Origin of the sequence: Enterobacter sp. 342 (genome assembly GCF_036663495.1) — a bacterium.
GTDB lineage: Bacteria > Pseudomonadota > Gammaproteobacteria > Enterobacterales > Enterobacteriaceae > Enterobacter.
On the sequence record NZ_JAWUEI010000023.1, the window covers coordinates 67721 to 78308 of the forward strand.

A 10588-nucleotide genomic window follows, 5' to 3' on the forward strand; every position below is an offset into this window, starting at 1 on the left:
GGCTATGCCGAGTACGTTATCGGCAACTCACGGATCGGGATAATAATGTTTTTTCGACGTTCATTTCTTTGCCTTTCTATTAGTGCGGCAATACCTCTGAATGCCATAGCGGATGATATTCAATCCACTGTCAGTTCTGCAGCGGATGATGTCGAGTTTAACGATCAGTTTTTGTTTAATACGGGCAGCAAAATTGACGTGGGTCGTTTCTCACGAGGCAACCCTATTTTACCCGGGAAATATCAGACCAAAATAACGGTTAATGGCAAAGAAAAAATAACTGCAGAAGTCGAGTTTAAAGATAACGGTACACCGCGCGCTACGCCGTGCATGACATTAACAATACTGAAACAGATCGGTATTAATACTGAATCGCTTGAAAAAAATGATTCGGGTGATGCGGCAACCTGTATTGATATTGCGAAAGCATTCCCTGGTGCGACGGCGAATTTTAACACGTCAACACAAGAGCTGGATCTGACCGTTCCCCAGCTGTACGTGCTTAAACTTCCTCAGGGGTATGTCGATCCTTCACTTTGGGAAGAAGGTATTCCTGTCGCGATGGCGTCTTACGACCTCAACGCCTGGCACAGTGAAGGTACGGGCAGCAACAGTGACAGTGCCTATGCGGGTTTACGTTATGGCGCCAATTTAGGTCCATGGCGTTTCCGCTCGCGCGGGAGTCTGAACTGGAATGAAAAAGACGGAAGTGATTACTCAAACCAGGATATTTATCTGCAACGAGATATCACTCCGCTTAAAGCTCAAATGCTGATTGGCGACTCTTACACTCGCGGTGACGCATTCGACTCGATCGGCCTGCGCGGTTTACGTCTTTATAACGATGACCGCATGCTGCCGAATGGGCTATCTAACTATGCACCAGTCATCCGCGGTGTTGCTAACAGCAACGCCCGTGTCTCTGTGACGCAAAGCGGGAATAAGATTTATGAAACGACCGTGCCACCGGGTGCGTTTGAGATTTCCGATCTCAGCACCACGGGCTACGGCAACGACCTGCTGGTGACTATCGAGGAAGCCGATGGCAGTAAGCGCTCCTTCTCAGTCCCGTATTCATCCGTGACTCAAATGTTACGTCCGGGCTTCGCACGTTGGGATGTTGGGGCTGGCGAGTTACATGACGATTCACTGCATGACTCACCAAAAGTGGCGTATGCCACTCTCTATTATGGGCTGAACAATACCTTCACCGGGTATACCGGCCTGCAATATATGGACACTGGTTTTTACGCGGGTCTCGCGGGTCTTGCCATGAACACAGAGCTCGGTGCATTTGCGCTGGATGTCACTCATTCCAGCGCAGATATCGATGGGCTTCGCACGCTGACAGGCCAGAGTTATCGACTCTCCTTCAGTAAGATGCTCTCGGCAACCGATACATCGTTAAACGTGGCAGCCTACCGCTTCTCCACAGAGGACTACCTCAGCTTGCACGATGCGGCCTCACTGGCCGATCGCGTGAAGTATCGCGATCAAGCGCTGAAACCGGGCAGTGACAGCCAGGATGTGTATAACACCTTCCAGCGTATGAAGAACCAGATTCAGGTCAACATTAGCCAGCCATTACGCCATGGTGAAGTGGATTATGGTTCGATGTACGTCAACGGAAGCTGGCAGGATTACTGGGATGGCAGTCGTTCAAGCGCCAACTATACCGTGGGCTATAGCAACGCCTTTACCTATGGCAGTTACAGCGTTTCGCTGCAACGTACCTATGACGAGTTTGGTGAACAGGAAGACAGCGTTTACCTCAACGTCAACCTGCCTTTCGATTCGCTGTTTGGCGCGGGTAAACACCCTGCCGGTTTCAACAGCGTTAACGTAGGTCTGAACTCTGATTTCAAAGGCAGCACGAGTCTCAATACCACCGCAAACGGCAATACCGAGGACAACCGCTTCAACTACAGCGTGACGAGCAGCAATAGCCGCGCTGATGATAATACGCTCAATCAGCTCAGCGGCTATGGCAGTTATAACAGTCCTTATGGACCGCTAAGCCTTTCCGCCTCAGCGAGTGATGACAACCAGCAACAATATTCCGCCAGCTACAGCGGCGGCATGCTGCTGCATTCCGGTGGGATCACGCTGGCACCAGGCAGTATCAGTGATACCGACTCGCTGGCACTGATTAAAGCCAGTGGCGCAAAAGGGGCACGTCTGAGCAACGGCGAAGGTGAAATCGGCAATTCCGGCTACGCCATCATGCCTTATCTTTCCGCCTACCGTGAAAACCGTATCGGTCTCGACACCAGCACCATGAGTGCTGACGTCGAAGTGAAAAATACCAGTACGGTTGCCGTACCGCGTAGCGGTGCCGTAGTGCTGGTGAATTTCGAAACCAACGAAGGTCGTTCGGCAATACTTGAGCTCCAGCGTACTGATAACGGCTTCATCCCTCTCGGTGCCGATGTGCTGAACGAGAAAGGAGAGATCGTCGGCAGCGTGGGCCAGGCAGGACAAGCCTATGTTCGCGGTATTGAAGACGAAGGCACACTCAGGGTTATCTGGGGGAATGGGCAGAAAAGTGCCTGTAATGTGCATTATCAGATTCAACCCAATGCACAGAAAGCGGGTCTGACCACGCTTTTAACTCATCAACTTTGCCGGATGTAATTCATATATAACAGGGAGTTTTCACTCATGACATTCACTTTGAATCATTTCGTTCGCTGTATTTACGCAGCAACGCTCTTATCTGTTACCTGCGGCTACGCCCAGGCTGCGGATAATCTCGATGTAACCTTCACTGCCAACATCCGGGAAACCACCTGTGATATGGCCATCAGTGGTGGTACAGGTAATGGTACAAACAACACTATTACGCTCGGAACCAGCGGGAAAACCCGTATCGATACGATTGCAACAGGTACAGCAACAACCGATTTCAAACTGGTCCTGACGGAGTGCCCATCCAGCCTTACTTCACTGAAAACGACCGTAAGTGGTTCGGTATCAAATCTAATGAATACGGCCATTGCCAACAACATTGCCTCGGCTTCTGGCGGAGCCAGTTATGTCGGGGTGTCGATTGCACGCAGTTCGGCACCGACAACGCCTTTTGAGATCAACTCGACAGATGACAGTAAACGTATTGTCTGGACCCCGGGTGAAATCACGGCAAAAGAAGTGCCTTTAACCGCCAAACTGGTGGAAACCCAGGCAAGCAGTGCAACGACAGGTATGTTTAGCGCCGTCGCCACTTTTAACTTCTACTACGAATAACCAGACAGAAAACGGAGAACCTATAATGGAATTTAAACCTACGATCTTTGCCCTCTCTGTTCTGGGATTAGTATCCACTGCCGCGTCTGCAACCATTACCGGGACGAGCAGTGTCTCAGCCACCTTTAACACTACCATTGAAGCGGGAACCTGTATCGCACAGGTACAGAATGCCTCTGGCTCACCAACATCCCAGATTAGTTTTGGTGACGTCTTCAAATCCGACCTGGCCAATAAAACCCGCGAAGAGGCGTTCAAAATTGCCTTCACCGGCTGTGCGGGTGTGAGCTCAGCAGCAATCAGAGCAACCACTGGCGCGGGTGGCAGCTGTTCTTCCGCGTCCAGCCTGAACTTTGGCGCAAATAACAATACGGCATTCGAACTGTGGAAAGGGGGTTCAGCGACTGGTACCCAGTTGAGCTGTAAATCACCTCAAACCGAAACCGTGACTATTTCGTCAGGGACAGCGACGTATGATTTGAGTTCGCGCATTGTGGTGGCAGACGGTAAGACCGTTGCTGATGTCACTACAGGATCGGTTACCTCACCTGTCACGTTTCTGGTCACCTATCAATAAGTCATAAAGAACAGGCGGTAGCTTGACGATGCGAAATACACCGTTATTTATAAAAAAATACAGGCTGCTGCTGGCCGTTATTTCAGGTTCTCTGTTCCCTGCCTCATCCCATGCGGATGGGGCATGGATGGACGTTAATATCAGAGCCAATATTGTCGCCAATACCTGCAAAATTAACGTGTCTGACGGCGGCCAGGTTCAGTTGCCAGTGGTTCCCCGCAACTGGTTTTTCAATACCGATGGCAGTAATAAATACAGTGCAAACCAGGATGCAGGTGGAACGCGCTTTACTGTGCAAGTGACGGATTGTGACGATATTGCCAGTGGCGCAGCAAGCAAATTACATTTCAGTTTTTCACCGCAATCAGGTTCTCTGGCTGTGGGGAATAAACAGGTATTTGCTAATGACAAAGAGCAAGAGAGTGATGGTGCGAAAAATGTCGGTATTGTCATCTTTTCAGACGCATTCCATCAGAATGTTTTAAGTCAGGATGGCCATTCCGATGTCATCTATGACGTGACCTCAAAGCAAAATAATTTCGCGTATTTAACCGATTACGCCTTTTATGCTCGTTACCAGAATATCGGCCAGGTGATGTCAGGACGCGTTACCAGCAATGTGCTGGTGAGTGTGATTTATGAATAATCCCCCGGCCAGCTAAACAGCATATTTTTGGTAATACCCATCACAGGAAGAGAATATTCAGGTTTATGACAATGACAGGATGTTTAAATAAAAAATCAATAATAGCGATAGCGCTCACAGGAGGACTGTTTTCAGTTTCCTCTGTGTGGGGAGCCACCGAATGTCGTTTTGGAAATGGCTATGGTGGGACAACAACATTAGTAAATGGCCCGACCAACGGCCCTGCTCGCGCGGCCCCACGCCCAAGCTCTGGGGGGACAGTATTAATGCAATTTAAAACAGATATTTCACCAGGTATCCAGATTGGCTGCAGTTTAGGTAACGATGGTACCAGTGAATGGGGGATGACCGATCCTTCCGTCTATGCTGGTTCTCTGTATCAGGACGGAACGTTTCAAACCAATATCCCAGGCATTGTCTACACGGTGAATATCGAAACAGTGGATGGCATTGGCCACACTTTTGGCACCAATACAACGGCCTATAAAGAACTCTATGTGAATAACGTCCCCAGTAACTGGGATGGCAAATGGGTTAACGCCAAAATTCAACTGTGGCAAACATCTAATTACCACGGCAACCCGAATAAAGTTAGCGTCATCAAACCTGTTGCCGGAACATTAGGGCTAATGGGGCTCGGGGATCCAAACGACTCTAATAACCGTCCATGGTATTTTAAAGTCACCGAAGATACTTTTCAGATCCCGTTAGTTCTACCGACTTGTGATGTCGTCACTCTTGCGGATGGAGGGAATACCGTCGAACTGGGTGACTATTTTGTTTCCGATATTCAAAAAAACCAGACACGCGATGTACCGTTTGCCGTACAAGTGAGTAACTGCACCAGCGTGGCGAAATTCACGACTAAGCTAACGACATCAAAAATCACTGGTGGTGCAAAAAAACTGCTTGCCAATACATTGGCCAGTAATGCTGCGGCAGGGGCAGGCGTGAAAATTATCGACGCGAATAACCAACAGCTTATTCCTAATGATACGAATTCAGCTTTTGTACAGACAGATGCTAACTTACCTGCGGTAAGAAATTTTGATTTTATCGCCAGACTGGAAGCAGACGGGAATGCCATTAAATCCGGTGCATTCAGTGCTGTGGGAACATTCACCCTGACGTACGAATAATCACCCCTGCGGCTGGTTACTGATCAGCCGCGACATCGTCTCCAGCGAATCCGTTCTTAAGATGTACAGGCGTTTCAGTAAGAACGGATTATCCCCCGGCTTCACCTTTCCCCGCACCGTCGTCACCGCCAGGTGGAACCCGGCATCGTTCGCCGCTTTTATCGCTTTCTCGTCGTATCCCCCAAACGGATATGAGAGATACAGTACATGCGGATTAAACTGCGCCAGACTGCGCCGGGAACGTTTAAAGTCGAATAAAATAACGTGGTAACTGCGGCTGAGTAAAATGGGCTGACGGTTATCATCCACACGGTGCAAAAAGTGTGTATGGGACTGGATATCAAACACATCCTGGATCTGTTCAAGCTCCGAAACACTCATAAACTGCAAGGACTTTGGTGCCCACTTCTGCGGGTGGCGCTTAATGCGTGACGAAATGATAAACGCCGTCGCCTTAAATCCATACTCTTTCAGAATGGGGTAAGCGTAACGGTTCACGGACTTCAGCCCGTCATCGAAGGTGATCACCACAGCCTTTGCAGGCAGGTTCATTTTATTTCGGACATACCCTTCCAGCTGATACATGGTCAGGGTGGTATAGCCCTGGTCGCGAAGCCAGGTCATCTGGTTGTTAAAGGCACGTACGCTGGTGGTTGTGGAGGTATGACGAAAACGGGTGTTCTCTTCATCACGCAAAATATGGTGGTAAGTAATAACCGGAATACCGTTGTCTTCCTGTGCATCCAGACTGCTGACCCATGCCAGACGGTTGCCGATGCGGATCTGGAACCAGGTCTGGTTCAGACGGTCCTTGAGTTTGTTCAGTATAGGGTAGCGGAGATTGGCGCTTAACGTCCCGAACGGCGCGCTACCGCTGGAGGGCGCGTTATAGACCGGCGTGTCTTTCCAGGTAATGAGGTTCTGATTGCTCAGCGGTTTATTCAGATCACCAAGGCTGTCCTCGACGCGCTGTTTCCCCTGAACCGGCTCAAGGTGCCCCTTGTCGATAAAACCCGTACCAAAACCGAAGCGAAATTCATAGTAATCCGCCGCCGCAGGCACGACGGCCAGGATCTGCCCCGCGCGCACATTGCCAACGTTAATGACGCTGTTTCCCACCTGCGCCCAGATCGCCGCATCTTCGGTGGTTTGCATATATTGAGCAGGCAGGCTTTGCTGGCTGAGTAAACTGGCTGAGCTGACGCCAGAAATAAGCATCAAAAACAAGAAAAGGATACGCGATAGCATGGTGTCTTATTCGGTACGGAAAACAGCTGCCATTGTAACAAATGAGGCATCAATACCAATGTTTAATTCTTATACAGGTCATGGAGCAGAACAAAGGGAGGATTTTTTTGCTGTTGGTGCCACAAGCTGCTGACGCCCGGTCCCCCCTGCGCCACAATTGCATTGCGAAACTCGGCGCTGCTTAATGATTCACGCTGTGGATACATTAACGTCAGCAGGGAAAGGTTTATACCGGAGATAACTTCACAGCACTCATGCTTATGACTCAACAAAGCGGCTGAGCGATACGGTGCCGCACCCGATTTATCGGTAAGAAAAATCACGCCATCGCCGGTATCAGTTTCATGCAGGGCATCGCACATCATGCGGCTAAGCATGTTGGTGCTCAACCCACGCCAGTAATTTACCGCCCGGCATTGCACCAGTGGGCCAAATCTGGTTTCAAGCTTATCCAGCATATTCTGCGCCTGCTCATCATGGCAGGTAATCACCCATCCCAGCATAAACCTCTCCTTAGCAGGCAAGTAGTTTAGCGGAGTGAAGGTTCGCTTTCGGTGATAACTGTCAAAGAAAAATACCCGGCAACCAGAATGTCGCCGGGCAGAGGGTAGACGGTTAGCTGCGCAGACCGCGCCCGCGCTGGATCAGATACCAGCACAGCAGATAGAAGAAGAGGATAAATACCACCAGCACCGCCACCGTGGTAAACAGCGGCACATCGGTAATGCCAAGGAAACCAAAGCGGAAGCCGCTGATCATGTAGACAATCGGGTTCAGGTGCGACAGCGCCTGCCAGAATGGCGGCAGCAGCGTCAGGGAGTAGAACACCCCACCCAGATAAGTCAGTGGCGTCAGCACAAAGGTCGGGATCAGGCTGATGTCGTCGAACGTTTTAGCGAACACGGCGTTCAGCAGGCCAGCCAGCGAGAACAGGATTGCCGTCAGCAATAACGTAAGCGCGACAAACAGCCATGAATGTACCTGGAACGGCACAAAGAACAGCGAAATCGCCGTGACCAGGATCCCCACGCAGAGACCACGCGCCACGCCGCCACCGACGTAACCGGCGATAATCACGTGCGTTGGCACAGGCGCAACCAGCAGCTCTTCAATATTACGCTGGAACTTGGCGCTAAAGAATGACGATGCCACGTTGGCATAGGCGTTGGTGATCACCGCCATCATGATCAGACCCGGCACAATAAACTGCATATAGGTAAAGCCGTGCATCTCACCAATACGGGAGCCAATCAGGTTTCCGAAGATGATGAAATAGAGCGTCATGGTGATCACCGGCGGCACCAGGGTTTGCACCCAGATACGCATAAAGCGGTTAATCTCTTTCGCCCAGATACTTTTCAGCGCGACCCAGTAAAGATGCGTCATGCCTTGTCTCCTTGTTTATCCTGCACCAGAGAGACAAACAGCTCTTCCAGTCGGTTCGCTTTGTTACGCATACTTAAGACCTGCACCCCCTGAGCACTCAACTGGGAGAACACACTGTTAATCCCCTGCTCACGCAACACTTCCACTTCCAGCGTTGAGGTATCCACCAGGCGATACTGATACCCTTCCAGTTTTGGCAGTGGGCTTTTCGGCGCCAGGTCGAGGATAAAGGTTTCTGATTTCAGCTTAGAGAGCAGATCTTTCATCGAGGTGTTTTCCACCAACTCACCATTCTGAATGATACCGATGTTGCGGCAGAGCATTTCGGCTTCTTCGAGGTAGTGGGTTGTCAGAATAATGGTGGTGCCTTTGTCGTTAAGATCTTTCAGGAAGCCCCACATGGAACGACGAAGTTCAATGTCTACACCGGCAGTGGGTTCGTCGAGGATCAGCAGTTTTGGCTCATGCATCAGCGCACGGGCAATCATCAGACGGCGCTTCATACCACCGGACAACATACGCGCACGTTCGTTACGTTTTTCCCAAAGATCGAGTTGTTTGAGGTACTTTTCGCTACGCTCAAGCGCCTCTTTACGCTCAACGCCGTAATAACCGGCCTGGTTAACGACAATTTGTTGCACCGTCTCAAACGGGTTGAAGTTGAACTCCTGCGGTACTAACCCCAGCTGGCGCTTGGCGTTCACCACATCTTTTTGCAGGTCGTAACCAAAGACACTAACCCGGCCAGAGGTTTTATTGACCAGCGAACTGATAATACCGATCGTGGTGGATTTCCCCGCGCCATTCGGCCCCAGAAGCGCATAGAAATCACCTGCTTCTACTTTTAGATCTATCCCGCGTAGCGCCTGAACGCCACCCGGATAGGTTTTTTTAAGCTGCTCAAGCTCCAGTGCAATAGCCATGAATTTAACTTACCTTCAGTTCTTACACACGTTGTGTGGTTTCATTAAAAGTCGGGTTACCCTATAGTAGCGCAACGCAATTACTTGGTTACAGGTCGCTAACCTCCATGAACAACATTGATACACTCATTAGCAACAATGCACTATGGTCAAAAATGCTGGTGGAGGAAGACCCCGGATTTTTTGGAAAACTCGCGCAAGCCCAGAACCCACGCTTTCTGTGGATTGGGTGTTCCGACAGCCGCGTCCCGGCCGAACGCCTGACCGGCCTCGAGCCCGGCGAACTGTTTGTTCACCGTAATGTCGCCAACCTGGTGATCCATACCGACCTCAATTGCCTTTCTGTGGTTCAGTATGCCGTTGACGTTCTGGAAGTCGAGCACATCATTATTTGCGGCCACTATGGCTGCGGCGGTGTACAGGCGGCAGTCGAGAACCCGGAGCTGGGGCTCATCGATAACTGGTTGCTGCACATCCGCGATATCTGGTTCAAACATAGCTCACTGCTCGGCGAAATGCCGCAGGAGCGTCGCATGGACACCCTTTGCGAACTCAACGTGATGGAGCAGGTCTATAACCTGGGCCACTCAACGATTATGCAATCGGCGTGGAAACGCGGGCAGAAGGTCTCTATCCACGGGTGGGCGTACGGTATCCATGATGGCCTGTTACGCAATCTGGAAGTGACTGCAACAAACCGCGAAACGCTGGAACAGCGTTACCGTTCGGGAATTGCGAACCTCAAGCTGAAGCATGTGAACCATAAATAAAGCCGGGGATTTTCTCCCTCTCCCTGTGGGAGAGGGCCGGGGTGAGGGCATCAGCCCGCAGTTACTCGTCCAGCAATACCACCTTCCCAACATACGGCAGATGACGGTAACGCTGCGCGTAGTCAATGCCGTAGCCGACAACAAATTCATCAGGAATAGAGAAACCGACGAACTCCACTGGCACCTGCACTTCACGGCGGTCAGGTTTATCCAGCAGCGTGCAAATCGCCAGTGATTTTGGCTCACGCAGGCTCAGGATCTCGCGCACTTTAGAAAGCGTGTTACCGGAGTCGATGATGTCCTCAACGATCAACACATCTTTGCCACGAATATCTTCATCCAGATCTTTCAGGATTTTCACATCACGGGTTGTGGACATGCCGCTGCCGTAGCTGGAGGCGGTCATAAAATCGACCTCATGTGGCACATGCACTTCACGGCACAGGTCTGCCATGAACATGAAAGAGCCACGCAACAGACCGACCAGCACCATTTCGCTGCCGCTGTCCTTGTAATGTTCGGTGATTTGACGACCCAGTTCGGCGATACGCGCTTTGATCTCGGCTTCCGGGATCATCACTTCAACAATATGTTTCATAATCTATATATCTCACTGATTTTAATCAGTTAAAACCCAACCCAGACTACGCAAACCA

At 50.5% G+C, this 10588-nt stretch carries 11 protein-coding genes; 6 read left to right on the forward strand and 5 right to left on the reverse strand.

What is annotated here, in order from left to right:
• Window positions 1-45 precede the first annotated feature (45 nt).
• From V6E55_RS17635 to V6E55_RS17655, 5 genes are all read left to right on the forward strand, one after another.
• Window positions 46-2634, forward strand: a complete 2589-nt coding sequence (locus V6E55_RS17635) for an outer membrane usher protein (RefSeq protein WP_316943517.1) — start codon at window positions 46-48, stop codon at window positions 2632-2634.
• Between the two features lie 27 nt (window positions 2635-2661).
• The gene (locus V6E55_RS17640; protein ID WP_316943519.1) at window positions 2662-3243 is read left to right on the forward strand and encodes a fimbrial protein; all 582 of its coding nucleotides are present in this window, start codon (window positions 2662-2664) and stop codon (window positions 3241-3243) included.
• A gap of 25 nt (window positions 3244-3268) precedes the next feature.
• Entirely contained in the window at window positions 3269-3820 is a 552-nt protein-coding gene (locus tag V6E55_RS17645; RefSeq protein WP_236920414.1) for a fimbrial protein, read from the forward strand.
• 28 nt (window positions 3821-3848) lie between these two features.
• Entirely contained in the window at window positions 3849-4466 is a 618-nt protein-coding gene (locus V6E55_RS17650) for a fimbrial-like protein (RefSeq protein ID WP_165383606.1), read from the forward strand.
• Window positions 4467-4537: 71 nt separating this feature from the next.
• The gene (locus tag V6E55_RS17655) at window positions 4538-5605 is read left to right on the forward strand and encodes a fimbrial protein (protein ID WP_165383607.1); all 1068 of its coding nucleotides are present in this window, start codon (window positions 4538-4540) and stop codon (window positions 5603-5605) included.
• Here V6E55_RS17655 and V6E55_RS17660 read toward each other — a convergent pair whose 3' ends face one another.
• The 4 genes from V6E55_RS17660 to V6E55_RS17675 form a co-directional block, all read right to left on the reverse strand.
• A complete protein-coding gene (locus tag V6E55_RS17660) occupies window positions 5606-6853 on the reverse strand; it encodes a polysaccharide deacetylase family protein (protein WP_236920415.1) in 1248 nt (415 codons plus the stop codon).
• Window positions 6854-6915: 62 nt separating this feature from the next.
• Window positions 6916-7356 carry a PTS sugar transporter subunit IIA gene (locus V6E55_RS17665; RefSeq protein WP_236920416.1) on the reverse strand — a complete coding sequence of 147 codons (441 nt, stop codon included), beginning with the start codon at window positions 7354-7356 and terminating at the stop codon, window positions 6916-6918.
• Window positions 7357-7468: 112 nt separating this feature from the next.
• Entirely contained in the window at window positions 7469-8239 is a 771-nt protein-coding gene (locus tag V6E55_RS17670) for an ABC transporter permease (RefSeq protein WP_028016718.1), read from the reverse strand.
• A complete protein-coding gene (locus V6E55_RS17675; protein ID WP_114979117.1) occupies window positions 8236-9162 on the reverse strand; it encodes an ABC transporter ATP-binding protein in 927 nt (308 codons plus the stop codon). The genes V6E55_RS17670 and V6E55_RS17675 overlap by 4 nt, the downstream gene beginning before the upstream one ends.
• 107 nt (window positions 9163-9269) lie before the next feature.
• Between V6E55_RS17675 and can the strand changes: the two genes are divergently transcribed.
• Window positions 9270-9932 carry a carbonate dehydratase gene (gene can, locus V6E55_RS17680; protein WP_013095615.1) on the forward strand — a complete coding sequence of 221 codons (663 nt, stop codon included), beginning with the start codon at window positions 9270-9272 and terminating at the stop codon, window positions 9930-9932.
• A gap of 61 nt (window positions 9933-9993) precedes the next feature.
• On the opposite strand, the gene hpt is transcribed toward can, so the two are convergent.
• Entirely contained in the window at window positions 9994-10530 is a 537-nt protein-coding gene (gene hpt, locus V6E55_RS17685; protein ID WP_023293251.1) for a hypoxanthine phosphoribosyltransferase, read from the reverse strand.
• Window positions 10531-10588 lie beyond the last annotated feature (58 nt).

Coding starts and splice junctions, on each gene's coding strand:
- V6E55_RS17650 (WP_165383606.1), top strand. CDS start 3,849: ATGCGAAATACACCGTTATTTATAAAAAAATACAGGCTGCTGCTGGCC.
- V6E55_RS17645 (WP_236920414.1), top strand. CDS start 3,269: ATGGAATTTAAACCTACGATCTTTGCCCTCTCTGTTCTGGGATTAGTA.
- V6E55_RS17670 (WP_028016718.1), bottom strand. CDS start 8,239: ATGACGCATCTTTACTGGGTCGCGCTGAAAAGTATCTGGGCGAAAGAG.
- V6E55_RS17660 (WP_236920415.1), bottom strand. CDS start 6,853: ATGCTATCGCGTATCCTTTTCTTGTTTTTGATGCTTATTTCTGGCGTC.
- V6E55_RS17635 (WP_316943517.1), top strand. CDS start 46: ATGTTTTTTCGACGTTCATTTCTTTGCCTTTCTATTAGTGCGGCAATA.
- V6E55_RS17655 (WP_165383607.1), top strand. CDS start 4,538: ATGACAGGATGTTTAAATAAAAAATCAATAATAGCGATAGCGCTCACA.
- hpt (WP_023293251.1), bottom strand. CDS start 10,530: ATGAAACATATTGTTGAAGTGATGATCCCGGAAGCCGAGATCAAAGCG.
- V6E55_RS17640 (WP_316943519.1), top strand. CDS start 2,662: ATGACATTCACTTTGAATCATTTCGTTCGCTGTATTTACGCAGCAACG.
- can (WP_013095615.1), top strand. CDS start 9,270: ATGAACAACATTGATACACTCATTAGCAACAATGCACTATGGTCAAAA.
- V6E55_RS17675 (WP_114979117.1), bottom strand. CDS start 9,162: ATGGCTATTGCACTGGAGCTTGAGCAGCTTAAAAAAACCTATCCGGGT.
- V6E55_RS17665 (WP_236920416.1), bottom strand. CDS start 7,356: ATGCTGGGATGGGTGATTACCTGCCATGATGAGCAGGCGCAGAATATG.